Source organism: Allobosea sp. UNC402CLCol (assembly GCF_000745475.1).
Classification (GTDB): Bacteria; Pseudomonadota; Alphaproteobacteria; order Rhizobiales; family Beijerinckiaceae; genus Allobosea; species Allobosea spartocytisi.
In genome coordinates this window covers 74,355-98,898 of the sequence record NZ_JQJJ01000008.1, presented here as the reverse complement: position 1 = coordinate 98,898, position 24,544 = coordinate 74,355, and the positions used below count along the sequence as shown (strand labels likewise).

24 protein-coding genes, 2 tRNA genes and 1 riboswitch are annotated in these 24,544 nt (G+C 66.3%); of the genes, 11 read left to right on the top strand and 15 right to left on the bottom strand.

All coding sequences use genetic code 11. From position 1 onward, the window contains the following. Positions 1-7 precede the first annotated feature (7 nt). The 6 genes from GY40_RS02425 to GY40_RS02400 form a co-directional block, all read right to left on the bottom strand. The gene (locus GY40_RS02425) at positions 8-781 is read right to left on the bottom strand and encodes an NAD kinase (protein WP_038358403.1); all 774 of its coding nucleotides are present in this window, start codon (positions 779-781) and stop codon (positions 8-10) included. A gap of 134 nt (positions 782-915) precedes the next feature. Further along, the gene (locus GY40_RS02420) at positions 916-1,899 is read right to left on the bottom strand and encodes an MBL fold metallo-hydrolase (protein WP_038358402.1); all 984 of its coding nucleotides are present in this window, start codon (positions 1,897-1,899) and stop codon (positions 916-918) included. A 110-nt stretch (positions 1,900-2,009) separates the two neighbouring features. Beyond that, on the bottom strand, positions 2,010-2,420 hold the full coding sequence (locus GY40_RS02415) for a hypothetical protein (protein WP_038358400.1): 411 nt from the start codon (positions 2,418-2,420) through the stop codon (positions 2,010-2,012). A gap of 143 nt (positions 2,421-2,563) precedes the next feature. Further along, entirely contained in the window at positions 2,564-3,073 is a 510-nt protein-coding gene (locus GY40_RS27435) for a hypothetical protein (RefSeq protein ID WP_051987443.1), read from the bottom strand. A gap of 77 nt (positions 3,074-3,150) precedes the next feature. Then, complete coding sequence (locus tag GY40_RS02405) at positions 3,151-3,438, bottom strand: hypothetical protein (protein WP_038359879.1); 288 nt, start codon at positions 3,436-3,438, stop codon at positions 3,151-3,153. Between the two features lie 166 nt (positions 3,439-3,604). Further along, positions 3,605-3,679 (bottom strand) — tRNA-Thr (locus GY40_RS02400). Positions 3,680-4,017: 338 nt separating this feature from the next. Between GY40_RS02400 and GY40_RS02395 the strand changes: the two genes are divergently transcribed. Further along, positions 4,018-4,689: a class I SAM-dependent methyltransferase gene (locus GY40_RS02395; protein WP_038358398.1), complete on the top strand. Its 672-nt coding sequence runs from the start codon at positions 4,018-4,020 to the stop codon at positions 4,687-4,689. A 115-nt stretch (positions 4,690-4,804) separates the two neighbouring features. On the opposite strand, the gene GY40_RS02390 is transcribed toward GY40_RS02395, so the two are convergent. Next, entirely contained in the window at positions 4,805-6,415 is a 1,611-nt protein-coding gene (locus GY40_RS02390) for an MFS transporter (RefSeq protein WP_038358397.1), read from the bottom strand. A gap of 366 nt (positions 6,416-6,781) precedes the next feature. Here GY40_RS02390 and GY40_RS02385 point away from each other — a divergent pair, with 366 nt between their 5' ends. After that, positions 6,782-7,312, top strand: a complete 531-nt coding sequence (locus GY40_RS02385; protein WP_038358396.1) for a hypothetical protein — start codon at positions 6,782-6,784, stop codon at positions 7,310-7,312. A 6-nt stretch (positions 7,313-7,318) separates the two neighbouring features. Here GY40_RS02385 and rlmB read toward each other — a convergent pair whose 3' ends face one another. Then, positions 7,319-8,125, bottom strand: coding sequence for a 23S rRNA (guanosine(2251)-2'-O)-methyltransferase RlmB (rlmB, locus tag GY40_RS02380; protein WP_038358395.1), 807 nt, complete (start codon positions 8,123-8,125; stop codon positions 7,319-7,321). A gap of 102 nt (positions 8,126-8,227) precedes the next feature. On the opposite strand from rlmB, the gene GY40_RS02375 reads away from it, so the two are divergent. Next, the gene (locus tag GY40_RS02375) at positions 8,228-8,782 is read left to right on the top strand and encodes an AAA family ATPase (RefSeq protein WP_038358394.1); all 555 of its coding nucleotides are present in this window, start codon (positions 8,228-8,230) and stop codon (positions 8,780-8,782) included. 157 nt (positions 8,783-8,939) lie between these two features. Next, positions 8,940-9,024 (top strand) — tRNA-Tyr (locus tag GY40_RS02370). Between the two features lie 434 nt (positions 9,025-9,458). Here the strand turns inward: GY40_RS02370 and GY40_RS02365 are convergent. Both GY40_RS02365 and GY40_RS02360 read right to left on the bottom strand, forming a co-directional pair. After that, positions 9,459-10,181, bottom strand: coding sequence for a GntR family transcriptional regulator (locus tag GY40_RS02365; protein WP_051987442.1), 723 nt, complete (start codon positions 10,179-10,181; stop codon positions 9,459-9,461). Positions 10,182-10,189: 8 nt separating this feature from the next. Continuing rightward, a complete protein-coding gene (locus GY40_RS02360) occupies positions 10,190-11,017 on the bottom strand; it encodes an isocitrate lyase/PEP mutase family protein (RefSeq protein ID WP_038358392.1) in 828 nt (275 codons plus the stop codon). Between the two features lie 108 nt (positions 11,018-11,125). Here GY40_RS02360 and GY40_RS02355 point away from each other — a divergent pair, with 108 nt between their 5' ends. From GY40_RS02355 to GY40_RS02345, 3 genes are all read left to right on the top strand, one after another. Next, a complete protein-coding gene (locus GY40_RS02355; RefSeq protein WP_156115841.1) occupies positions 11,126-12,532 on the top strand; it encodes an FAD-binding oxidoreductase in 1,407 nt (468 codons plus the stop codon). A 64-nt stretch (positions 12,533-12,596) separates the two neighbouring features. After that, positions 12,597-13,613 (top strand): TRAP transporter substrate-binding protein, encoded by a 1,017-nt coding sequence (locus GY40_RS02350; RefSeq protein ID WP_038358390.1) that lies wholly within the window; start codon positions 12,597-12,599, stop codon positions 13,611-13,613. Positions 13,614-13,671: 58 nt separating this feature from the next. Further along, on the top strand, positions 13,672-15,555 hold the full coding sequence (locus GY40_RS02345) for a TRAP transporter large permease (RefSeq protein WP_038358389.1): 1,884 nt from the start codon (positions 13,672-13,674) through the stop codon (positions 15,553-15,555). Between the two features lie 203 nt (positions 15,556-15,758). Here GY40_RS02345 and GY40_RS02340 read toward each other — a convergent pair whose 3' ends face one another. The 4 genes from GY40_RS02340 to GY40_RS02325 form a co-directional block, all read right to left on the bottom strand. Further along, positions 15,759-16,967, bottom strand: a complete 1,209-nt coding sequence (locus GY40_RS02340) for an ABC transporter substrate-binding protein (RefSeq protein WP_038358387.1) — start codon at positions 16,965-16,967, stop codon at positions 15,759-15,761. A 70-nt stretch (positions 16,968-17,037) separates the two neighbouring features. Continuing rightward, the gene (locus tag GY40_RS02335; RefSeq protein ID WP_038358385.1) at positions 17,038-18,057 is read right to left on the bottom strand and encodes an SMP-30/gluconolactonase/LRE family protein; all 1,020 of its coding nucleotides are present in this window, start codon (positions 18,055-18,057) and stop codon (positions 17,038-17,040) included. A 10-nt stretch (positions 18,058-18,067) separates the two neighbouring features. Then, the gene (locus GY40_RS02330; RefSeq protein WP_038358383.1) at positions 18,068-18,994 is read right to left on the bottom strand and encodes a 3,5-dioxohexanoate:acetyl-CoA acetone transferase; all 927 of its coding nucleotides are present in this window, start codon (positions 18,992-18,994) and stop codon (positions 18,068-18,070) included. 23 nt (positions 18,995-19,017) lie between these two features. Then, entirely contained in the window at positions 19,018-19,800 is a 783-nt protein-coding gene (locus GY40_RS02325) for a cyclase family protein (RefSeq protein ID WP_038358381.1), read from the bottom strand. Between the two features lie 132 nt (positions 19,801-19,932). Between GY40_RS02325 and GY40_RS02320 the strand changes: the two genes are divergently transcribed. The 4 genes from GY40_RS02320 to GY40_RS02310 all read left to right on the top strand — a co-directional run bounded on the left by GY40_RS02320 (position 19,933) and on the right by GY40_RS02310 (position 22,555). After that, the gene (locus GY40_RS02320; protein WP_038358379.1) at positions 19,933-20,574 is read left to right on the top strand and encodes a TetR/AcrR family transcriptional regulator; all 642 of its coding nucleotides are present in this window, start codon (positions 19,933-19,935) and stop codon (positions 20,572-20,574) included. A 93-nt stretch (positions 20,575-20,667) separates the two neighbouring features. After that, positions 20,668-20,861: riboswitch (cobalamin riboswitch) on the top strand. After that, complete coding sequence (locus GY40_RS02315; protein ID WP_051987441.1) at positions 20,845-21,396, top strand: GNAT family N-acetyltransferase; 552 nt, start codon at positions 20,845-20,847, stop codon at positions 21,394-21,396. Its footprint overlaps the riboswitch before it by 17 nt. A gap of 188 nt (positions 21,397-21,584) precedes the next feature. Beyond that, complete coding sequence (locus tag GY40_RS28155) at positions 21,585-21,749, top strand: GTP-binding protein (RefSeq protein ID WP_248311078.1); 165 nt, start codon at positions 21,585-21,587, stop codon at positions 21,747-21,749. A 182-nt stretch (positions 21,750-21,931) separates the two neighbouring features. Then, positions 21,932-22,555, top strand: coding sequence for a ZinT family metal-binding protein (locus GY40_RS02310; protein ID WP_248311105.1), 624 nt, complete (start codon positions 21,932-21,934; stop codon positions 22,553-22,555). A 340-nt stretch (positions 22,556-22,895) separates the two neighbouring features. Here GY40_RS02310 and GY40_RS02305 read toward each other — a convergent pair whose 3' ends face one another. Beyond that, a complete protein-coding gene (locus tag GY40_RS02305) occupies positions 22,896-24,467 on the bottom strand; it encodes an amidohydrolase family protein (RefSeq protein WP_051987439.1) in 1,572 nt (523 codons plus the stop codon). Between the last annotated feature and the right edge of the window lie 77 nt (positions 24,468-24,544).

The following is a 24,544-nucleotide window of genomic DNA, read 5'->3' as shown; positions in this document are numbered from 1 at the left end:
AGGCCCCTCAGTAGCCGAACTGCTCGCGCAGGATGCGCTCGTCCAGGCTGTGGCCGGGATCGTGCAGCATGACCAGGTCGACCGTCCGGTCGATTTCGATCGAGACCGAGGAAACCTCGTCGATCTGGGTGTGGTCGGCCACCGCGCTGACCGGGCGCTTGTCTGCCTCCAGCACGTCGATCGTCACCTGGGCATAGTCGGGCAGCAGCGCCCCGCGCCAGCGGCGTGGCCGGAAGGCGGAAATCGGCGTCAGGGCCAGGAGCGGCGCGTCGAGCGGCAGGATCGGGCCGTTGGCCGAGAGGTTGTAGGCGGTCGAGCCGGCCGGCGTCGCCAGCAGCACGCCATCCGCGATGAGCTCGGCGAGGCGAACCTGCCCGTCCACCGAAATCCGGAGCTTGGCGGCCTGATAGGAACGGCGCAGCAGCGAGACCTCGTTGATCGCCTTGGCCGCGACGCGGCCGCCTTGCCGGTCGACGGCCTGCATCGACAGCGGGTGGACGACGCTGCGCTGGGCCGCATCGAGCCGGCGGCTCAGGCCGCGTTCCTTGAACTCGTTCATCAGGAAGCCGACCGAGCCCCGGTTCATGCCGTAGATCGGCGTTCCCGTGCCGAGAAAGCGGTGCAGCGTCTGCAGCATCAGGCCATCACCCCCGAGCGCGACGATGACGTCCGCCTTGGCGGGGTCGGCATTGCCATAGCGCTCCGCCAGCTTCACGAGGGCGGCCTCGGCTTCCGGAGTTTCGCTGGCGACGAAGGAAATCGCGCCGAATCGCTCGGTCATGACGGGTCCTGAAGCGGCGGGCCTTGCGGCGTCACTGCCGATCTAGCACGGGGCGGGCGAAAGGCGCGAGACAGCCGGGCGACAAAAAAGGCCGGGCGAGCCCGGCCTCCCGTCACGCGGCGATGCGGCATCGCTCAGATCGCCGGGCTCCACTGCACGGGCACCATCTCGAAGCCGTTGCCGTCCTTGGCGATGAAGCCCGTGGCCGGGAAGGGCGCGTGGTAGAAGGCAACCTGCATGCGATCGGCCGAGACCATGTCGAGCAGCTTGCGGCGGGTCGCGGCCGCTTGCGGGCCATCCATGTCGAAGACCGCCGACCAATCGGGATTGCGGACGAAGAGGGCGGGGTGGTTGGTCGTGTCGGACATGATCATCATCCGGCTGTCGCCGGAGGAGAGCGCGAAGACCGTGTGGCCGGGCGTATGGCCGGGCGCGGCGATCGGCGTGATGCCGGGCAGGATTTCCTTGCCGGGCTCGAACTGCCTGACATCCTTGGCAACGGGGCCGAAGACGCGGCGCACCCCGGCGAAGGCGCCCTTCATGGCGTCCGGCGCGGCATTCATCTTCGCATCGTCCATCCAGAAGGCCCATTCGGCCGATGGCACCATGGCTTCCGCGTTCGGAAAGACGGCGGCGCCGTTCTTGAGGCGGAAGCCGTTGATGTGGTCGCCGTGAAAATGGCTGAAGATGACGGTCGAGACATCCTTCGGGTCGAAGCCGGCGGCCCTGAAGTTCGCCATCCAGGTGCCGGAGGTCGGTGCACCGGAATCGCCGTTGCCGGTATCGATCAGCGTCAGCTTGCCGCCCTGCTGGATGGCGAGCGTGGTGAAGGTGATGTTGAGCGCGTCCTGCGGCAGGAAGGCCCCGGCCATCGCCTTCTTCACATCGCTCAGCTCCGCATTGCGCACGAAACCCTCGAGCGGGCGCTTGGCGAAGCCGTCGTTGATCGCGGTCAAGGTGATGTCGCCCACCTTGTAGCGATAGAAGCCCGGAGCCTGTCCGCTGGCAGGGGTTTGCGCCTGCGCGGGAGGCACGGCCGGGAGGCCGAGCGCCGCCGTGGCGGCAAGCGCGCCGGCGCCGGCCATGGTCTTCCGTCGCGATAACCGAATGCTCTGCATGATTTTTTCTCCCTCGGGACACGGGGGAAGGTAGCGGCCCGGCCGATGCGTTCAACCGCCACCGGCCATCCGGGGGTCAAGTTTTCGTGAAGTCTGACAATGGCGGAGGGCTAGACCTGATCCTCGGCATCGGGGCGATGCCGTGCCAGGGCCCGCAGCATCGCGGCGCAGAGGGCGAGCGATCCCATCACGCCCTGCCCGGAGCACTCAGCCACAAGCGCCTGGAAGGCGAGACTGTCCTCGGAGGCGAAGCATTGCAGGCTCCAGCTCCAGCCCGGGGCCTTCTCGCGCAGCAGGGAGACGGCGATGTTGATGTCGGCGCTCACCGCGCCGAGCGATTTCCAGAAGCTGCCCTGCTGATAGATGCCGCCGGCCGGGGTGCGCCGCGTGGCGAGCCGCGTCGGCTTGCGGCGGACCGTGAAACCCAGCGCCTCGTAGATCTCGGCGTCGAGCTCGCGATTCGGCTTGCTGGAAGCCTCGCAGCGCTCCGCCAGCGCCAGAAGATGATTCCGGTCGTCCATTCGTTCCGCGACGTCGGTTGACGGCATTCCGGCCGCCGCGTGCGGCGGCCGGAACAGGTTGCTGCGGCATCCTATCGCATGGCGGGCGGCAGCGCCAAGCTGCGTCGGCGCCGAGGCATCACGACTCCCGCCGGTTCCGCGGATCAGGGGCCGACGACGGCTCCTCGTGCCCTGCCACCGGGGACGCGGCAGGAACAGCCGATGCCGAGCGGCGCGCGCTCGTAGAGCGTGCACATCTTGACCGGGGTGCTGCAGCTTCCGCCCGTGCCGCCCGGCACAACGGCATAGGCCGGATAAGCCGGGTAGACGGGGTAAACGGGGTAATCAGGGTAGTAGTCCGGATAGGCGGGGTAGGTCGCCAGCGCGCCAATCGTCGCCGCGGCCGCGCCCAGGCCCCAATAGGGGTAGCCGCCTCCGTAGCGGTAACGCGGCCCGTAAGAGCCGCGCCAGCCAAAGCCGCCGCTCCGGAAAGCCGCGCCCGGATAGAATCCACGATGGATACCGCGCCAGCCACCCCCGCCGCGCCAGGCTCCGCCATGCCAGCCGCCGGCGCGGAAGCCATGCCCGCCGAACTGGCGCTGGGCCAGCGCCTCGGTGCTGGCAGCAAAGAGCAGCGGCGTGACCGATGCCGCGATGAGAAGCAAGCGACGCATAGGCGCCTCCCGTACACACCTCACCCCGAAAGGAACAACTGCCGGCGCCCGCCGGAGTTCCTTCGACGCCACTGCGGTCAGTCGTCCCAGAACGGGCCGACCTTGCAGCGATAGCCGACGAAGCAGGCCGGCGTGTCGCGGCTCGGCACCCAGGCCGGGTCGATGAATTCGTCGAACTGGCAGAAGCTGCGATCCCGCACGAAGCGGTCATAGGTCTGCCCGCCGGTGCCGAGGACGATGGCGCCGCGCGAGAGCACATCCTGACGGCTTGCGGCGCAAAGGCGCGAGACGGTCGAAGGTCGCGATTGAGCGGCGGCGGCGTTCACGCTCAGGGCCAGGACGAGCATGGCTGCAAGGAACTTCATCGGGGCCTCCACGAGCGGCGCGAGGGATCGGTTCGCTGCCCGGCCGCCGTCCACCAGCATTATATCACCGCCCGGCGGCGCCGGCTTGTCTTCCGCACAGATCGAACCGTGGCGGAACGCGCAGTGCGCGTGACGGGGCGGGGGCAGTGGCGATAAGAAGAAGGACTGGTGCCGGCGGAGAGGATCGAACTCCCGACCTTCGGTTTACAAAACCGCTGCACTACCGCTGTGCTACGCCGGCAAAAACTTCAAAATCCCAATGCGTACCAGTTGGTTAGTCATCTCCCGGCACACGAAAAACCTACTTGCGTGTGTCGGATTTTGTGACGACGACCTTCTTGGCTGAAGCAAGGGCCACCGTCCTTATCCAAGATGACAGTGTGAGTCCAACCTCTTTTGTGGCGGCCTCGAACAGCGATTTCTCGCTGGGGGAGACGACCAGATTGATCCGCTCTGTCCTCCAACTCGGCATACTCAAAACTTACGCAACTTTGGCTCCCGCGGCGAGGGCAAGCGGGCCGTTGCGCGACGGAGCCCGGCGGTTCGCAAGGCAGGGTTGGCTATGCTACCCCGACGAGCATGGATGCGTTCTCAGACCAGCAGGCCGTCGCGCGCTATGCCGAAGGGCCGCCGCGCCTGGTGCCCGGTTTCGATAGTCTGCAGCGTATGGTCATGCTCCTTCTCGCGGAGCATGCGTCCGACGACGCGCGGATTCTGGTTCTCGGCGCCGGCGGGGGGCTCGAGATCAAGGTTCTTGCCGAGGCACGGCCCGGCTGGCGGTTCGACGGGGTCGATCCTTCCGCCGAGATGCTGAACCTCGCGAAGGTGACCCTTGGCTCGCTGGCGGACCGGGTCTGCCTGCATCACGGGCTGATCGATCGCGCGCCGGAAGGGCCGTTCGATGCCGCGACCTGCATTCTGACCTTACATTTCGTCGAGCGCGACGAGCGCCTGCGCACGCTCGGGGAGATCCGGCGGCGCCTGAAGCCCGGCGCCCCGCTCGCGGTCGCTCATTTCAGCTTCCCGCAAGGAGCCGGCGAGCGCGAGCTGTGGCTCGCGCGCTATGCCGCCTTCGCCGTCGCTTCCGGCGTCGAGCCGGCGCAGGCCGAGAAGGCGCGCGAGGCGATCGCAGGCCGCCTGCCGATCCTTGCTCCCGAGGAGGACGAGCAGCTCTTGCGCGAGGCTGGTTTTGGCGCGGTCAGTCAGTTCTATATGGGCTTCGCGTTTCGCGGCTGGGTCGCCTACGCCTGAGCTGCAGTCACCCGCTGTTCGGCACGTCCGGCGTTGCGGAGCGTTCGGGGTCTTCCCTGCACGAAAAAGCCCCGCCCTTGCGGGCGGGGCCTGAATCGTCGCCCTCAGGCGGCGATCATTGCAGGATGTTGCGATCCTTGGTTTCCGGCAGGAAGAGCAGGCCGATCACGAAGGTGCCGAGCGCCACGATGATCGGATACCACAGGCCGGAGAAGATGTTGCCGCTGGCGGCCACGATGGCGAAGGCGGTCGGGGGCAGGAAGCCGCCGAACCAGCCATTGCCGATGTGATAGGGCAGCGACATGCCGGAGTAGCGGATGCGGGTCGGGAAGAGCTCGACCAGCAGGGCGGCGATCGGCCCGTAGACCATCGTGACGAAGAGCACGAGGATGAACAGGATGCCGACGGCCTGGAGGGCGCGGCTGCTGGAGAGCAGCTCACCGATCGAGGGCGTCTTCAGGATGCTCGGATCGCCCGCCTTCGGATAGCCGGCAGCCTGGGCGGCGGCCGTGAGTTCGGCGACTCCGCTTGGCGCGTCCTTGCCGTTGATCGTCGCCTTGAGCGGCGAACCAGCCGGTCCGGGCACCAGATCGTAGTGGATCGAGTTGGTGGCCAGCGCGCGGCGTACGACGTCGCAGGGCTTGGTGAAGGTCCGCACGCCGACGGGGTCGAACAGCGTGCCACACTCGGCCGGATCGGCCGTGAGGACGAGCTTCACGTTCTCCGTCGCATTGATCAGGTTCGGATTGGCCGTCTTCGCCAGCATGGTGAAGAGCGGGAAGTAGGTCAGTGCCGCGATCAGGCAGCCCGCGAGCAGGATGGGCTTGCGGCCGATCTTGTCCGAGAACCAGCCGAAGAAGATGAAGAACGGCGTGCCGAGCAGCAGGCCGAGCGCGATCAGCAGGTTGGCGGTCGTGCCGTCGATCTTCAGCGTCTGCGTCAGGAAGAACAGCGCGTAGAACTGGCCGGTATACCAGACGACGGCCTGGCCGGCCGTGCCGCCGAACAGCGCGATGAGGCCGATCTTGGCGTTCTGCCAGTTGCCGAAAGCTTCCGAGAGCGGCGCCTTCGACTGCGTGCCCTCTTCCTTCATCTTCACGAAGGCCGGCGATTCAGCGAGCTGGAGGCGGATCCAGATCGAGAAGCCGAGCAGGATGATCGAGAGCAGGAACGGAACGCGCCAGCCCCAGGCCGCGAAGGCCTCCGGCGACATGCTGAGGCGCAGGCCGAGAATCACGATCAGAGACAGGAAGAGGCCGACCGTCGCGGTCGTCTGAATCCACGAGGTGTAGAAGCCGCGCCGTCCCATCGGGGCGTGTTCGGCGACATAGGTTGCGGCACCACCGTATTCGCCGCCGAGCGCGAGGCCCTGCAGCAGGCGGCAGATGATGAAGGCCGTCGGCGCGAGATAGCCGATGGTCTGGAAGCTGGGCAGCAGGCCGACCACGAAGGTGGCGAGACCCATGACGGTCATCGTGACCAGGAAGGTATATTTGCGGCCGATCATGTCGCCGAGGCGGCCGAAGAACAGCGCACCGAAGGGGCGCACCGCGAAGCCCGCCGCAAAGCCGAACAGCACGAAGATGAACTTTGCCGTGTCGTTGTCGCCCGGCACGAAGGTCTGGGCGATGTTGGCGGCCAGCGAACCCGCCAGATAGAAGTCGTACCACTCGAAGACCGTGCCGGCCGACGAGGCGATGATGACCTTTCTTTCTTCCTTGGTCATCGGTCGAGGGGCGGCCCTCGAATCCGATGCTTGCGATGCCATGCTCATGGCGTTTGCCTCCCTTGGTGAATCCGCGTGCGGTCGGTTGTCCCGGCCGGTTCCTCGGGGCGCGGTCCGTCTTCGTTGGAGACGGTGTCCGCGCCGCCGGAATGGTCGAGAAACCCCGCCATTCCGGGTTGAATCAGAGGTTTGCGCGCGGAATGTCGCAGGTGCAATCAAGCACTTGGTCTTGCACCGTTCGTCTTAAGACTATCGGAGGAACGGTGCAGGGCGCCAAATCGAGGCGCGCATGGGCTGGTCAGGCACCACAGTGCGATTATACTGCGAAGGCGGAGGCTTGACGAGATGCGGATGAGGAGGCGCGCCATGGCGTTGCGTATCATCGGCCTGTCCTGCGGCCTGTTGCTGGCGGCCGGACTATCGGTCGGCGAAGCCAGCGCCGCGGGGCGAGGCGGCGGTTTCGGGGCGGCGCCAGGCCCAAAGGCGATGGGTTTCGTTCATCGCTCCGGCACGGATTCGGCGCGAATCGGGCGGCATGCCCGCATGGCCGGTCACGGCTTCCGCTACGGCTTGCATCGCCGCTGGTCCTGGGTCGGACCGGGCTATGCCGATCCATGGCTGTTCTATCCGGCGGACGACGCGACGGTCGCGGTGATCGAGCGACCCACTGAGACGGTGAAGCCGGTCGATCCGGACTCCTTCGAGAACCTGACGGCGCGGGCCGGCATCCGCCGGGAGCCGACGCCCGAGCCGACGATCTATCGGCTGGAGGGATCGCGCCTGCGGCCCGTGGCGCGGGTCATTCGTATCGGCGAGGCCGAGCCGCAGGGCGGCCGGCGGACGCGCTTCGCCCATGCCGAGACGGGCGCGCTGCTGCTGACCGTGCCGCGGCGCTGAACCGAATCAGCGGCGCCGGCTCGCCGCGTAAAGGGCGATCGCCGTCGCGTTGGAGACGTTGAGGCTGGTGATCGCGCCCGGCACCTCGAGCCGGGCGACATGGTCGCAGAGCTCGCGGCTGCGCTGGCGCAGGCCCTTGCCCTCGGCGCCCATCACCATGACGAGCGGGCGGCGCAGCGCGACGTCATCGAGCGTGACGTCGCCGTCCGAATCGAAGCCGACACGCAGGAAGCCGCGTTTTCCCAGCGTATCCAGCGCGTCGCCGAGATTGCGCACGGCGATGAGCGGGACATGTTCCAGCGCGCCGGAGGCCGATTTCGCCAGCACGCCGGTCGCGGCCGGCGAATGGCGGATGGTGACGATCACCGCGGCGGCGGCGAAGGCGGCGGCCGAGCGCAGAATCGCCCCGACATTGTGCGGATCGGTGATCTGGTCGAGCGCGAGCACGACGGCATCGTCGGGCAGACTGTCGAGATCGGGCGAGGGCAGGGGATCGCAGACGAGATAAAGGCCCTGATGCACCGAATCGGGCGTCAGCAGCCGGTCGATCTCCGAGGGGCGGACCAGCTCGGCCTCGACCGGGAGTTCGCCGATCTCCTCGCGCAGGCGGCGTAGCGCGTTCTCGGTGGCGAGCAGCCGCCGGAAGCGCCGCTGCGGGTTGCGCAGGGCTTCGACGACCGGGTGGACGCCGTAAAGCACGGCTTCGTCAATCTCGCCGGGGCGGTGCGGCGGCGGGGCGCCGGTGCGGCGGGCAGGACCGCCGGGCCGCTTGCCGCCGGGCCAGGCCTGTTTGGGACGGAAGGGCGGGGCCATCGCTTTCTCCAGAATTCTTCCGCCTGCCGTGCCACGGCACGGCGCGCTTGACCAGCGCGGAACGCACCGCGCCCTCTTCCTCGACCATGAAAGGCCTGAACAATGGCAGTTGCCAGCCATCGCTTCGTCGTCATCACCGGCGGTCCCGGCTCCGGCAAGACCACACTGATCGAGATGCTCGCGGCATCCGGACACGCCGTCATGCCGGAGGCGGGCCGGGCGGTCATCCGCGAGCAGATGGCCGCGGGCGGGAACGGGTTGCCCTGGGCCGATCGGACGCGCTTCGCCGAACTGATGCTGGCGCATGATCTGCGCAGCCATGCGGCGGCGAAGGACCAACCCGGCTTCGTCTTCTTTGACCGGGGCATTCCGGACATCGCCGGTTATCTCGGCCTGTGCGGGCTGCCGGTGCCCGAAACCGTCACGCGCGCCGCCGAGGCGTGCCGCTATCGCGAGACGGTGTTCATCGTTCCATTCTGGCCGGAGATCTTCACGCAGGATGCCGAGCGCAGGCAGGATCTGGCCGAGGCAAAGCGGACCTATGAGGTGATGGTGGCGACCTATCCGCGCTATGGCTACCGGCTGCTTGAGCTCCCGCGCGCCAGCGTTGCGGATCGCGCGGCGTTCGTGATGCGCCATCTGGCAGCGGAGGCATGAGCGAGCTTGCGCTTTCCGACAGGGAATTTGCGGCCGTGGCCTTTTTGCCGTTGACACGTCGCGGCCCGGTCACCATAAGTCCGGCCGCGCCTGCCGGTCGTCATGTGAGTGACATATCGGTGGCCCGCGGCTCTGAGAGCCGGTCATGGGCGCAGGCGGGGGAATGTCCCGAGCGGCAAAGGGGGCGGACTGTAAATCCGCTGGCTATGCCTTCGCAGGTTCGAGTCCTGCTTCCCCCACCACCTTTTTTCCTAGGCAGTTGAATTCCCTTCTTTTTTAGCGGCGTTCCCCGCACTTGATGATGAGGTGCGGGAATAGACGTTCTTTTCGGTTCCGGAATCAGGAGCGACGCGGCCTCTTCTGCGAGACGCTGTCGGTTCGCTGTCTTGGTGTAGAGCGCCGCCATGCCGCGACCGCTCCAACCGGAAATCGCGTCGAGCTGAGCGTCGGAAGCGTCATGGTTCGCGGCTCTCGTGGCGCCCGCCTTCCGCAGGCCATGAGCTCGACCGGGGACATCAGCCGCGACGCAGGCGTCGGCGAACCAGTTCCCAAATCCTTCCTTGCTCATTGCCGTGTCGTCAGCCCTCGCGCGCGGGGTCGTCAAAGCGCGATCTTTGCGCCTGACTGCCGGGTAAGGACTCGATCCGAAAATGACGGCCGGTTTTCGCAGAGCAAATCAGGTCTCTTGCGCGATCACGTTTGAATAGGCCTTGGCGGCCCGCAGGATGTGATCGCGCAGGATGCGACGGAGATCGTCCCGGCTGCCGGAGCTGAATGCCTCGACGATCTCGCGATGCTCCAGGAAGGACGTATCACGCTCCCAGGAGCGGTCGACGGACAGATGCGCACGCAGCGCCGCCACCTGCCAGGAGATGGTGGCGAAGGCATTCGCGACGAAAAGGTTGCCGCAATTGCGGAAAAAGACCGCGTGGAAATCAGTGTCGCTGCTGGCATAGGCTGTGCCGTCCTGCTCGCGATGCGCCGTTTCCATGATCGTCAGTACGGTTTTGAGTTCCGCCTCGGTATTGTCCGCGGCGCCGTCGAGGCAGAGCATGACCGCCTCGGTTTCCAGCATCAGCCGAAAGCCCGCAAGCTGCTTCACATCCTCCAGCGAGGGGTCGAAGACGAAGGCGCCGCGATTGGGCACGATGGTGACGAGGCCGAGCGCGGCAAGTCTTGCGAGCGCAGCCCGCAGCGGCGTGCGGCTGACGCCGAGCGCCAGCCCCGTCTCGTCCTCGGGTAGGGCATGGCCGAAGGGCAGCTCGGCGTTGACGATGGCGTCGCGCAGGCGCTGTTCGACCATTTCCGCGAGCGAGCGCGGATGCTCCAGCGCCGTGAGACCGGATGCGCGGTCGCTCGTTTGGGGACGGGGCTTGGTCGGGCGGCGGCTGGGATACATGGCTGGGCTCAGGCGTAGCGGCTCAGGCCGAGCACGCCTTCGTAGTCATGGATCGGCAAGAGCGCTTCGGCCCAGGCCGCCGTCGAGCCGTTCTGCTTGAGGTCCGAAGCGAAGCGCTGCATCAGCCGAGCATAGGCCAGCGTCGACGACAAGGGGAAGGCCAACAGCTTGAAGCCGATCGATTCGAAGGTCGCGGCATCCAGGGCCGGCGTGCGTCCGTCGACCGAGTTGAACATCAGCGGCGCGTCGATGCTGCGCACGGCAAGACGCATCTCCTCCTCGCTCTGCAGCATCTCGATCAGGACAAGGTCGGCGCCGGCTTTCGCATAGGCCTGGCCCCGCGCGATCGCCTCGTCGAGCCCGAGCACAAGGCGGGAGTCGGTGCGGCCGATGATCAGCATGTCCGGATCGCGGCGCGTCTTCACGGCATGGCGGATCTTTTCGGCATGCTCCTCGGTGGAAACCAGAGAAAGCCCGCTCATGGCGCCGCATTTCTTCGGCGTCACCTGGTCTTCCAGGTGCAGCGCGGCGACGCCGGCCGCCTCGTATTCCGCGATGGTCCGCGCGACATTGTTGATATTGCCGTAGCCGGTGTCGGCATCGGCAATCAGCGGCACCGAGATGCTGCCAGCGATCGCGCGGGCGCGGCTCGCCATCTCGGTCAAGGTCAGCAGGCCGAGATCTGGCGCGCCCAGCATCGCGGCGGAAAGCCCGTTCCCGGTCATGTAGACGGCCTCGAACCCGGCCTGTTCCAGAATTCGCGCCCCCAGCGCGTCATGACAGCCCGGAGCGACCACGATTCCGGGCCCGGCCAATTTCTGCCTAAGCGTCCGCATCCAATTTGTGTCCTGTGTCCTGTATACAATTGTTGCGACGATATGAAGCGCATGCTACGAGCCTGTCAACAACGGCGCTGAGCAAGCGCGTAAAGGAGGAAACAGGTCATGCTGGCGAGAGCGCAGCCGAGCGTTTCAGGCGGTCTGCCCCCCGCCCTTGCGGCGGCGCTGGAAGGGCTGCTCGGACGGCGCTTCACGACCTCCGCCGCCGACCGCGAGCATCATGGCCGCGGGGAATCCTATCATGCCGGCCTCGCTCCCGATGCGGTCTGTTATGCCGGGACGACCGAGGAGGTCGCGGCGATCGTGCAGCTCTGCGCCGTCCATCGCACTCCGATCGTGCCCTTCGGCGCTGGCACCTCGCTGGAGGGGCACGTGACGGCCGTCCGCGGCGGGGTCTGCATCGATCTCAGCCGCATGAATGCCGTGCTGTCCGTCCGGCCGGAGGATCTCGATGCGACCGTGCAGGCAGGCGTGACGCGCCAGCAGCTCAACAGCGATCTGCGCGATCTCGGCCTGTTCTTCCCGATCGATCCGGGCGGGGAAAGCACCATCGGCGGCATGGCGGCGACGCGTGCCTCGGGCACCAATGCCGTCCGCTACGGCACGATGCGCGAGAACGTCGTCTCGCTGACGGCCGTCACGGCCGAAGGCGAGATCATCCGCACCACGCGGCGCGCCCGCAAATCCTCGGCCGGCTACGACCTCACCCGCCTGCTCATCGGCTCGGAAGGCACACTGGCCATCATCACCGAGGTGACGGTGCGGCTCTACGGCATTCCCGAGGCGATCAGCGCGGCGGTCTGTTCGTTTCCCTCTGTGTCGAACGCCGTCGATCTCGTCGTCGCGGTGATCCAGAGCGGCATCCCGGTCGCCCGTGTCGAACTGCTCGACAACACCACCGTGCGGGCCGTCAACCTGTACAGCAAGCTGGCGCTGAACGAGGCGCCGACGCTTTTCTTCGAGTTCCACGGCTCGCAGGCCGGAGTCTGCGAGCAGGCGGAGACGGTGGAGGTGCTGGCGGCGGATTTCGGCGCGCTCGGCTTCGTCGCGGCGGCCGATGCCGACAGCCGCAACCGGTTGTGGAAGGCCCGGCACGACACCCATTATGCCGTTCAGGCCTTGCGCCCGAATGCCAAGCTCTGGAGCACCGATGTCTGCGTGCCGATTTCGGCGCTGGCGCCCTGCATCGCGCAGACGCAGGCGGATATCGCCGATGCTTCCTTCCCGATCAGCATGGTCGGCCATGTCGGCGACGGAAATTTCCATCTCGGTCTGCTGATCGACCCGTCGGATCCGCGGGAGTTGGCGGAAGCGGCCGCGATCAACGACCGGCTGGTGCGTCGCGCGCTGGAACTCGACGGCACCTGCACCGGCGAGCACGGGGTCGGCAGCGGCAAGATCAAGTTCATGCGGCTCGAGCACGGCCCGGCCGTCGAGATGATGCGCAAGGTCAAGCAGGCGCTCGACCCCCTCGGCATCCTGAACCCGGGCAAGGTCCTGCCCGAAGACTGAGCCTTTCTCGAAACACAACGAGCCCGGCGCCAAGCCGGCCGAACACCATCAGCGGAGGAACATCATGAGCAGCTTTACCACCCGCCGGAGCTTCGTGGCCGGCGCGGCCGTCATTGGCATCTGCGCGCCCACCATTCTGCGTGCGGCCGCGCCGATCTCGCTGCGTGTCTCGTCCGCCGCGCCGGCCGACAAGTTCGGCGCGCATTATCTCTGGTACAAGCCCTTCTCCGAGCAGATCGCCAAGCTCGCCGGCGATCGTATCAAGCTCGAATATTTCCCCAATGGCCAGCTCGGCAAGGAAGCCGACGTCGTCAACCAGGTGAAGGTCGGCTCGGTCGACATGATGCTGACCGGCGCCTCGATCTGGGCCACGGTCGTGCCCGAATTCGGCATGCTCGACCTCGGCTTCCTCTTCAACAGCTACGACCATTGCTCGAAGGCGCTCGATGCCGGCGTCGGCCAGGCCTATGACAAGATGCTGGCCGACCGCACGGGCGTGAACATCCTGGGCTGGGGCTTCCAGGTCGGCGCGCGCAGCATCTACACCAAGAAGCCGATCGCCAGCGTTGCGGATCTCAAGGGCGTCAAGCTGCGGGTGCTGCCGACCAAGGCCTTCATCGACACCTTCAACATCATCGGCGCGACACCGACGCCGATCCCGATCAACGAGCTCTACACCGCCGTGCAGACCGGCGTCGTCGACGGTTTCGAGCACGATCCGGGCACGACCATCGCCTACAAGCTCTACGAGGTCACCAATCGTGGCTTCCTCACCCGGCACATCTACACGCCGATGCTCGCCTATATCGGCAAGCGCGGGCTGGCCAAGATCCCTGCCGATCTGATGCCCGCCTTCCGCCAGGCGGCGGACGAAGCGACGCGCATCTCGCGCATGGAGGTCAAGGACGTCGAGGCAGAGGCGTTCACCGATCTCAAGGCCAAGGGCATGGTCTATACCGAAGTGCCGCCGGCCGAGATCGCCGAACTCAAGCGGCGCACGGCTGACGAGCTCTACAAGCCGTATCTCGCGCAGTACCCATCCACCGCCCCGCTCTTCGAGAAGATCCAGGCCTCGGCCTGACGGCTCTTTCCGGCAACCAAGACCGCCGGCCACCGCCGGCTCTCTGGAGGATCAGCGCATGGACGCCGTCGCAACCGCCGGCAGCGCGCTCGAATCGCGCCTGCCGCAGGACCGCTTTGCCGCGCGGGTCCTGTTCTTCATCGAGCATCTGGGCGGCGCGATCCTCGCGATCGACGTCGCCGTCGTCTTCCTTTCGGTCGTCTTCCGCTACTTCCTGCACGCGCCCTTCGACTGGGCCGAGGAGGTGGCGGCGGGGTTGATGACGACGATGGTGTTCATCGGCGCTGGCAGTGTGCTCGCGCGCTCGCAGCATATCGGCATCGAGGTGCTCGTCCTGATGCTGCCGCCGAAAGGGCGCGCGATCGCCGCGGCGGCGGCCGCCTGGATCACGCTGCTGGTCTCGGCGACGCTGCTGGTATCGAGCGCGCAGCTCTTCGAGGACACCGCCGGCCAGTTGACGCCGACCGGCCTGCCGCAATGGATCTTCCTTCTGCCGGTGCTGTTCGGTGGGTTCGTGATGGCGGCCTTCGCCGTCGCCAATGTGCTGAAGCTGCCGGCCGGGCCGCGCTGGACCGCGCTCGTCCCCTTGCTGGCCATCGGCGCGGCGATCGCCGGCTGGAACACGCTGCTGCCGCAGTTCGCGCTGGCGCCGATCCATCTCCTCACGCTGGCCGCCGTGGGCGGCCTGCTGATCGGCGTGCCGATCGCTTTCGCGCTCGCCTTCGGCGCCATGGCCTATTTCCTGGCCGATCCCTCGCTGCCCATGCTGATCTGGGCGCAACAGGTCGCCTCCGGCGCCAATCATTTCGTGCTGCTCGCCATTCCCTTCTTCGTGCTGGCCGGGCTGACGATGGAGAGCAACGGGATGTCGTCGCGCCTCATCGAGCTGCTGCTGCGGATGATGGGCCGGCTGAAAGGCGGCATGAACCTCATCGTCATCATTGCGACGGCGCTGTTCTCCGGCGTGTCGGGCTCCAAGCTCGCGGATATCGCGGCGGTCGGCGGCGTCATCATGCCGGCCATCCGCAAGACCGGTCAGGACGAGAACGAGACGGCCGGGCTGCTCGCCTGCACGGCCGTGATGGCCGAGACCATTCCCCCTTGCGTCAACCTGATCATCTTCGCCTTCGTCTCGAACATCTCGATCGGCGGGCTGTTCATGGCCGGCCTCGTTCCGGCCGGGCTGATGGCGGCTGCGCTGGCCGTCGTCGCGGTCATCTATGGCACGCGCGTCGATGTCGAGAAGGTCTTCGTCGGCGGCACCAAGCGGCCGATGCTTCCGCTGATCCTGGGCGCCGGCGTCACGCTGGCGATGATCCTGATGATCGGGCGCGGCGTCACTGCCGGCATCGCGACCTCGACGGAGATCTCCGCCTTCGCCGTGGTTTATGCCTTCCTGATCGGCGGGCTCGCCTTCCGCGAGCTGAGCTGGCGGCTGATCGTGCAGCTCTTCGTGCGGTCGGCGGCAATGACCGGCAGCATTCTCTTCATCGTCGCGGCGGCGTCGAGCCTGTCCTACGCCATCACCATCGAGCGCATCCCGGACCAGATCTCGACGCTAATGATCGGCGTCGGCCATGCGGTCGGTCCGATCGGCTTCATCCTGGTCAGCGTTGTCGTGATGGCCTTCTTCGGCATGATCCTGGAGGGGGCGCCCGCTCTCATCCTGTTCGGCCCGCTGCTGACGCCGATCGCGATCAAGCTCGGCATCAACCCGCTGCAGTTCGGCACGATCATGGTCGTCGCGATGGGGCTCGGCTTCTTCGCCCCGCCGATCGGCGTCGGCCTGTTCGCCACCGCGGCGATGACGGGCACCAAGGTCGAAAACGTCACACGCCCGATGATGAAGTACATCGCCGTGCTGATCGTTGCGCTGCTGGCCCTCGTGGTCTTCCCGGTCTTCTCGCTCTGGCTGCCGCGCTATCTGGGCATGACGGGTTGAGCCTTTGCAGCCGAAAAACGAGCCGCCCACTTTGCGTTGGCGGCTGTCGAGAAGCGTCAGAAGCAGACTTCTGGCCAATGTCCGAGAGCTGCCATTCGTGTGGATAGCGCCCTGGACCTGCTACTCAGAGCGTGAACCATCACGCCGTTCGCCTGAGATCAGACGGTGCCTGCACCATTCAGCTGCTGCAACGGTTTCTCGCCTCAGCGCTTGATCGCAGGGCAGGTGCTCTGGCTCAAGGGGCGGAACGCCTCATCACCGGGGATCGTGGCGACGAGGTCGTAGAGATCCCACTCGCTCTTCGACTCGGCAGGCTGCTTGGCACGGAAGACGTAGAAATCATGGACCATGCGGCCGTCCTCGCGCAGCTTGGCGTTGCGGACGACGTCGTCCTCGATTGGCAGTTCACGCATCTTGGCGATGACCGTCTTCGCCTCGTCTGACTTTGCGGCCGCCACCGCCTTGAGATAATGCCGCACGGAGGAGTAGATCCCGGCCTGGATCGCCGAGGGCACCGCGCCGTGCTTGGCCTTGAAGCGCTCCGAGAAGGCGCGGGTGCGGTCGTCGAGGTTCCAGTAGAAGCCCTCGGTCAGCACCGTGCCCTGCGCCGCGGCGAGGCCGACGCTCTTCACGTCCATCGCGGTCAGGAAGAAGGCGACGAGCTTCTGCTTGTCCTGACCGATGCCGAAATCGCGCGCCGTCTTGATGCCGGCGACGGTGTCGCCGCCGGCATTGGCGAGCGCGATATAGTCGGCACCCGAGCCCTGTGCCGTCAGCAGCTGCGAGGAGAGGTCGACGGCCGGAAAGGCGTGGCGGACGGAGCCGACATAGGTGCCGCCCTTGGCCGTGACCAGCGTCTTGGCATCGGCCTCGAGCTGGTGGCCGAGCGCATAGTCGGCCGTGACCAGGAACCATTTCGTGCCGGGCTTGGTCAGGTAGTTCGCGACGCCGGCGACCTGGACATAGGTGTCCCACATCCACTGGACGATATGGTCGGGCTGGCAGGCATCGCCGGTTAGGCGCGCCGTGCCGCCGGGAAACAGGCCGACCCGGTTCTTCTCCTTGAGGAGCGGCGGGATGGCGAGCTGCAACGAGGCGTTCGACATGTCGGCGAGGACGTCGACGCCTTGCCGGTCGATCCATTCGCGCGCGATGGTCGAACCGACATCCGGCTTGTTCTGATGGTCGGCCGAGACGACCTCGATCTTCATGCCGGCGCATTCCGCCTTCAGGCAATCGTCGACCGCCATTTGCGTCGCGACGATCGAACCCTTGCCGGTGATGTCGGAATAGACGCCGGACATGTCGGTCAGAACGCCGATCTTGACGGTGCCGCCGGAGATTTCGGCCTGGGCTGCGGTTGCGAGACAGAGCGCCGAGACGCCGGCGAGCGCGGAGACGATGCGTTTCATGGTTCCTCCCGAATTCTATTCTGCGAATTCTGTTCTGATTGAAGCGTGATGTGGTCGCGTGGCGCCGGACCTACCAATGCACCATCGGCAGACCGGCGACGGGTGAGCGGAAATACGGAATGCGCGAGCCCTTCAGGCTGCCGACATAGACAGTCCGCAGGACCGGCCCGCCGAAGGTGATGCTGGCGCACCAGGGCGCGATCGCGCCGCCGCAGGCGAGCATCAATTCCGGCGTCGCCTCGTCGCGGGCGAAGGCGTCGAGAAAGGCCTTGCCGGCAGTGCTGCCGCGGTCATCGTCGAGCAGGATGCGCAATTCGCCCTCCGGCGTGATCGCGAAGATCCGGTCGGTGAAGACATGGGTGCCCCAGAGATTGCCATGGGCGTCGAAGGCGATGCCGTCGATGCAGGCGCCATGATCCTCCGGCCCGAAGGTCTCGCGGTCGGTCAGGCTGCCATCGGGCAGGACGCGCAATCGCGTCACCTTCCGCGCGCAGGTCTCGGCGACGTAGAGCCATTCCTCCTTGGCATCGAGCCTGATCTCGTTGGTGAAGGCGAAGCCGTCGGCGACGATCCGCAGCCGTCCGCCGTCATAGAGGGCGACATAGCCGTCGCGGACGTTCGGGCTGATCGCCTTCATCCAGTTCTTCGTGCGGGTCGAAATCGTCAGCCAGATGCGATCCCGGCTGTCGCGCAGGACGAAATTGACCTTGCCGATCGGCGCGCCGTCGATGCTGTCGACCAGCACGCGGGTCTCGCCGTCGCGCGTCATGATCTCAAGCCGGTCGGTGCCGAAATTCGAGATCAGGATGTCGCCATTGCCGGCGAAGGCGAGGCCGTTCGGCAGCGTGCCCGAGACGAAGCGCGCCTCCTCGTCCGTCGCCTCGGCAAAGCCGCGGCTCGCGGTCTGTGTGATCAGGGTTTGCGAGCCGTCCGGCCTGATATGGACGACGCCGCCACGCGCATCGGCGCTCCAGAGCGAGCCGTCGCGCTCGGCCAGGATGCATTCCGGCCGCTGCAGGCCCTCGCCGATGTAGCGGATCGTGGTGGGATCGACGGTGAAGCCGTCGAGCGGGTTGGGGCGAGACGCCATGCCGGGCGCCTCAGAAATTCACCCGGTCGCCGCCCTTGAGGCCGAGCGTGGCACGGGCCTCCTCCGGGGTGGCGATCTCGTAGCCGAGTTCCTCGACGATGCGGCGGATCTTGGCGACCTGCTCGGCATTGGAGGTGGCGAGCTTGCCGCGACCGATGAACAGGCTGTCCTCCAGCCCGACGCGGACATTGCCGCCCATCATCGCGGCCTGCGTGCAGAAGGCCATCTGGTGGCGCCCGGCCGCCAGCACCGACCAGTGATAATCCTTGCCGAACAGCTTGTCGGCGGTGCGCTTCATGAACATCAGGTTGTCGAGATCGGCGCCGATGCCGCCGAGGATGCCGAAGATCAGCTGCAGGAAAACCGGTGGCCGGAACCAGCCGCGATCGAGGCAATGCGCGAGATTGTAGAGATGGCCGACATCGTAGCATTCATGCTCGAACTTGGTGCCGTGGCCCTCGCCAAGCATCTTGTAGATGCGCTCGATGTCGCCGAAGGTGTTGCGGAAGATGAAATCCTTGGTGCCGGCGAGATAGGGCTGCTCCCAGGGGTGCTTCCAGTCGCTGTACTTATCCGCCAGCGGATGCAGCGCGAAGTTCATCGAGCCCATGTTGAGCGAGCACATCTCGGGCGCTGCCTTGAGCGGGGCGGCAAGGCGCTCCTCGACGCTCATGTTGAGGCCGCCGCCGGTGGTGATGTTTACCACTGCGTCGGTCGCCTGCTTGATGCGCGGCAGGAACTCCATGAACACCGCCGGGTCCGGCGTCGGGCGGCCGTCCTTGGGGTCGCGGGCGTGGAGGTGGAGGATCGCGGCGCCGGCCTCGGCGGCGGCGATGGCCTGCTCCGCAATCTGGTCGGGGGTGATCGGCAGATGGTCGGACATGGTCGGCGTATGGATGCCGCCGGTGACCGCGCAGGTGATGATGACCTTGCTCATGCGCTTCTCCCTTGATTGTCGGTTCAGGCGGGCAGGATGGCGACGGCCCGCGTCCAGCCGGCAGAGCCGTTGCGGACCTTCACCGGCAGGCAACTGATCACGAAGCCGGTGGCGGGCAGGGCTTCGAGATTGTGCAGCTTCTCGATCTGGCAGTAACCGGCCTCGCGCCCGGCCTTGTGGCCCTCCCAGATGAGTGAGGCGTCGCCGGTCTCGGCGAAGCGGCGGGCGGTATGGCTGAAGGGCGCATCCCAGCTCCAGCCATCGGTGCCGACGACCTTGATGCCCTGGCGGACGAGATGCAGCGTCGCCTCGCGGCCGAAGCCGCAGCCGGTATCGATATAGTCGGTCTCGCCATAGCGGCTGCCGGCGCGGGTGTTGGCGACGACGATCTCGAGCGGGCTGAGCTTATGGCCGATACGCTCCAGCTCGGCATCGATCTCGCCGGGGGTGACGACATGGCCGTCGGGGAGGTGCCGGAAATCGAGCTTCACGCCGGGCTGCAGGAACCATTCGAGCGGGCATTCATCGATCTTGAGGGCAGGGGCGCCGCCGTCCTGCGTCGGATGGTAGTGCCAGGGGGCATCGACATGGGTGCCGTTATGGGTCGAGATCGTCGCGAGCTCGACGGCCCAGCCCATGCCCTCCGGCAGCTGTTCGGGCTTCAGGCCGGGGAATGCGGCGGCAATGTCCTTCGCGGTGCCCTCATGAGTGCGGTAATCGATCCGGACCTTCTGGAAGGGCGGATCGGCGGGCACGTCGTTTTCGAGCGGGATTGAGAGATCGACGAGGCGCCCGGTTGGCATCATGCTGTTTCCTCCTGACGTCCCGTTATGCTCTGGCGGCACAAATTTGGACGAACGTCCGACCAATAGCGTAGAACACGCTTTCTGATAAGAGCCAAATCACGCAGGGCAGGGGCGCTGCTCAGGAGGGATTCGATGGCAGCGGCTCCGACGCGCGAGCGCATTCTCGACGCAGCCGAGCGGACATTCGCCGAGCGGGGCGGTGCCGACGGCGCTTCGATGCGCGATCTCGCCGCTGCGGCCGAGGTGCGGCTGTCGCAGCTCAGCTATTATTTCGGCTCGAAGGAGGCGCTGTATCGCGCCGTCTTCGCCCGCCGGGCGGATGCGCTGGCGCTGGCGCGCGGCACGGCGCTCGACGAGGCGATGGCCGCGCCGGCGCCCGATATCCGGGCCGTGGTCGAGGCCTTCATCGGCCCTTCGGTGAGGCAGCGCTTCGCAGAGGGCGTGCAAGGCGCGGCCTTCGCGATGATGACGGCGCGAGAGGCGGTCGACCCGCGCGAATCCGTCCGCGGCGTGCTCGCCGAGCATTTCGACCCGACGGCGACGGAATTCCTGGCGGCGTTCGCGAAGCTCTACCCGCAGGCCTCGCGCGCGGCGATGGTGGATGCCTATCTGTTCATGGTCGGGGCGCTGGTCATGACGATGGCGGCGGGCGACCGCGCCGCGCGCCTCGACGACGAGCGTCAGGCGTTGTCTCCCGCCGGCCTTGCGGAGCTTCTGCTGGAGCGCCTGACCCGCTTCTGCGCCGCTGGCATCGATCGGTTGCTGGTCGAATAAGCCGGCAGTGGTTCCGATGCGCCAAGAGCGGACCTCAGCATCCCACTCGGAAGCAGGCATACGCACGGCTTCCCTATTCAAGCTCCCCAAGCTAGAAACGTTCCCGGAACAGATTCCGCCGCTGGGCGAATTAAAAAGGGAGCGCGGTTTGAAGGCCGCGGCTGCCTCTGCCCCCGCAACTGTAACCGATAAGCCGGTCCTCGATAGACCACTGACGACGCCTTGGCGTTGTTGGGAAGGTGGGGATCAGGCGTCGACCCAGCCCGACCCATGACCGATGTGCCGCTCGGCCTCCGACTCACCCGCCCGCTCGAGGAGGCCGCCGACCGCCGCGCCGAGGCTCGGCGGTTCTGCCTCGATGTCATCAAGGCGTTCTATGGCTTCGATTATCGTCAGGACTGGCATGCCGACCTCGATAGCCTGGTCGCGGATGATGAGGCATGCTGGTTCTCAGCCGCCAACCGCGGTGTCTTCTGGGTGCTGCGGGACGATTGGGACAGGATTGTCGCGACGGCGGCGCTCTACACCCTCGACCGCAAGCCCGGCCTCGGGAAGGCCTTCGCCGATCGCTATCCCGACGCTGGGGAGATCCCGCAACTGGCGCGGGTCTACGTCGCCGCCGAACGGCGCGGCCAAGGCATTGGCGGATGGCTCAGCGATCTCGCCGAGGCCGAGGCGGTCAGGCTGGGATTCCGCACACTCTATCTCCACGCCAGCGCGGAGACGCCGGCGACGCTAGCTTTCTGGCGCAGCCGTGGCTTCGCCGAGTTCGCCAATGGCGACGGGACGGCGCATTTCGATAAGCGCTTGCCCTGGGGGTGACGGAAGATTGAGGCCATCAGGGCGAAGCTGCATTCAGTCAGCTCAGAACTTGACATGTTATGCTATAACGTTGCATTTGATCTGCCCGACATCAGAACCGGCTTCGCCATGCAATTTTCCGACACACGCTTGCCCCTCACCGTGCCACTTGCGGGCGCCGTCTGTCGGACCGAAGCGATAGACTTCTGATGGGCGGCTGTGTCGCGGTTGCGCTGGCCGGACCATGCGAGTGGAAGGCAATCCTGAACCGTCACTGGCATTCCGTGTGGGGCGATCGGCGTCAGGAACTCGTCTTCATCGGCGCCGGCATGGAAGAGGCGGCGATCCGCGCGGCACTCGACGCCTGCCTCTGAGTGGCGAGACGCCGACCATCGCCTTCAAGCCCGAGCTCTGTCGCGACCTGCCTGATCCTGCCCTTGCCTGTCGGCGCGCCGAAGCCGCGTGACCAAAGCCTCCTGTTGCCCCCGAAGGACATAAGCCCATGCTGACGACGACCGTGAACCGAGCCCGCCGGCTCTTGCTGCTCAGCGCACTGATGATGGCTGGAGCCATCCTCTGCGGCCCATCCGGTCAAGCCAAATCGAAGGGCCATGACCATTTTCACGGCCACTCGCATGGTGCGAAGAGTCAGATCTACAATGGCTACTTCAAGGACGACCAGATCAAGCCACGCACGCTAGAGGACTGGGAAGGCGAGTGGCAGTCGGTCTACCCGTTCCTGAAGGACGGCACGCTCGACCCGGTCATGGCTGCAAAGGCGAAACAGGGCGACAAAAGCGCGAGTGAGTACCGCGCGTATTATGAGGCCGGCTACAAGACCGATGTCGACCGCATCGTCATCAAGGGATCGAACATCACCTTCTCCCGTGGCCAGCAATCGGCGAAGGCCGATTACGTGTCGGACGGCTATGAGGTCCTCACCTACGCAAAGGGCAATCGCGGCGTGCGCTTCGTCTTCAAGAAGGCGAGCGGCGACGACGCGGCGCCGCAGTTCATCCAGTTCAGCGACCACGACATCGCTCCCGAGGTCGCCGAGCATTTCCATCTCTATTGGGGCAATGACCGCGCGGCGCTGCTGAAGGAACTCACCAATTGGCCGACCTACTACCCCGCGGAGCTGACGGGGCAGCAGATCGTCAAGGAGATGCTCGTCCATTGAGGATGTCGCCCCATGTGCGGGAGATCCGCGCATGGCTTGATTGCAACTTATCGACAGCGCGTGCCCAGTCCCAAATGAGCGCGCCGCCGTTCTGGTACATGCCGCAGGATATTTCGAGCCGTGCCGCGTTGACCGTGCTCGGGACGATCATTCTCGGCCGGCCCGGCCCGCGCATCTTGGGTCAGAATCGCGAACCAACGCCGCAATGGCGGCGAGGTCCGCGGGTTTTCCCGAGTCATCTTTTCTACGATGACCCGGCGCCGTCTTGGCCCGCTATTGGCGGAATGCGAGCGCGAGCGACGTCCGTCTCTCTTCTTCGTGGCCGTTCGGAGGTCCATGATCAGACCGGCGAGGGCAAGTCCGCATCGCCGACCCACCGGTTCATCCCGACATCGACCGCAGCAGCCTTGGCATACATTGCCCGATAGAAAGGCAGCCAGCGCTGCGCAACCACCGAGGCCTGTTCGAGGGCTGGCTTGCGCCGCGCGAAGATTTCGCGGGCTTCCTGGCGCAGTGCCGCTTCGTCGATCGTATGGAGTCTGCCGCCCTCGCAGACGATCCGGCCCGCAACCATCGTCAGCACGACCGAGTTGCCGTTCTCGCAATAGACGAGCTGGCGTCGCAGATCGTTCAGCGGCGTGAAAGGCAGCGTGTCGAGATCGAGCATGACGAGGTCGGCCAGCCGTCCGGGGGCCAGGACGCCGAGTTCGTCCTGCAACCCCATGGCGCGGGCGCCGCCCTGAAGCAGGCAATCGAGAATCTCGCCGGCGCGGGGCCAGGCATCGTAGTCTGCACCTGCGATGTTGTGGACCAGTCCGGTCGTCTTGGCGACGGCCCACATGTTGACGGCGTCGTCGGCGATCGCCTCGTCGGTGCCCAGGCAGATCGGGATGCCGCGGTCGCGCATGCGCCGGAACGGCATGATGCCGCTGCCGAGCCGCAGATTGCTGATCGGGTTATGCGCGACCACCGAACCGGCGGCGGCGATGAGATCGAGATCGGCATCGTCCACCCAGATCGCATGGATGATGTTCAGCCGCTCCGACAAGAGTCCGAGATCGGCCGTATAGCGCACGAGCGAACGCCCGCCGAAGCGGGGCTGCGCATGGCCCAGCACGCGCTGCAGCTTGGTCTCCAGCATATGCGCATAGAAGGGCAGATCGTGGGTCCGACTCAGCGCCTCAAGTTCGTGGATATAGTCGGTCGAGACGCGTTGCGGCGCCGAGCAGGACACGGCGGCACGCAAGCGTCCGCCCTCAGTGCCATGCCAGCGGGTGATCAGGTGGTGGTACATCGCCAGCAGATCTGCATCGGCGAGGTTGCGCGGCTTCGCTAGCTCGGCGCGCCGCTCGGCCAGCAGCAGCTCGGCCAGGAAAGGCAGCTTGTCGAGTTCGGCCAGATTGGGTTCATCCAGGGCGACGGTGGCCCGCATGCCGCTGTCGGCATAGGCCTGCATCACGGCATCGATGATGTCGACCGTCGGCTCCGGCACGAGAAAGGCGTCGTCCTGCACTGCCGTTACGCCGTTTTTCAGCATCTCGGCGCAGGCGAGCTGTGTGCGCACATAGGCTTCGCGTGGCGTTGGCCGCAGTTCTTCCAGCGCCGGGCACTCATAGAGCATGAAGATCTCGAGCGGCAGGCTGTCGAGCCGGCCCTTCATATGGTTCACGGGCGAGTGGAAGTGCCCGTTGATCAGCCCAGGCATCAGCAGCTTGCCGCGGCCGTCGATGATGCGCTCGCTCTCCGCCGCGAAGCCTGCCGCATCGACGCCGATCGCGGCGATGCGGTCGCCATGGACCAGCAGGGTGGTGGCGGCGCTCATGCCGCTCTCGCTATCGGGATCGAACAGATGGACGTTCTCGAAGCGCGTGGTCGTCGCGGTGGAGAAGGCTGACGTTTCTGGAAGGCTCATGATCATTCGATGTGACAGGCCGCGGCAGGCGGCAGGAGGGGAGAGCGGCCCGAACCGGAGTTCGGGCGCGGCAAAGA